At 27.8% G+C, this 529-nt stretch carries 1 protein-coding gene; it reads right to left on the bottom strand.

The window, feature by feature from the left end:
- Positions 1-280 (bottom strand): hypothetical protein (locus N3D17_07935; protein MCX8083290.1); only part of this gene is annotated, 280 nt, incomplete at its 3' end.
- Positions 281-529 lie beyond the last annotated feature (249 nt).

Genomic DNA, 529 nt, shown 5'->3' with positions numbered 1-529 from the left:
GATCATAGTCCGTAGATTGGGATATTAAGTTTGGTTTGATAAAGACAATATGACCCGGATTTATTAGAAATGATAAAGGATTCCATTTTTTGGTTCCATATTTATCTATATCTAATCCTAAATAAGCAAAAGAATTTCTTACCATATCATATACAACATTAAACTCTGATGAAATGATAGAACCTCTATATTCAGGATACCACGCAGACGGGTGATATGGTTGTTTTGTTGGATAACCATCAACATTTCCCTTTATAACTGCAACGAGATTACTCTTCACCTTGATTTTTCTTTTTTTTTAGTATAGAGAAAACAATAAAAGATAGAAAATACCGAAGATGCCTAAACTTTATTATTTGAAAGATTTTATAAAAAGCTTTTAAGCCATATTTTTTAAAAGTTCTCTTAAACAACACAATTAAATTTTTTATATCTCTTGAAATAACATCACCTAATGAAATGTAAAACAGTTCCTTGTTGCCTATATTATTTGATATTTTCTCTAAATGTTTCTTGATTCTTATAGAAG

The organism is bacterium (assembly GCA_026414725.1).
Taxonomy (GTDB): domain Bacteria; phylum Ratteibacteria; class UBA8468; order B48-G9; family JAFGKM01; genus JAAYXZ01.
Note: the sequence above shows the minus strand (reverse complement) of the source record. Positions and strands in the feature narration are given on the sequence as shown.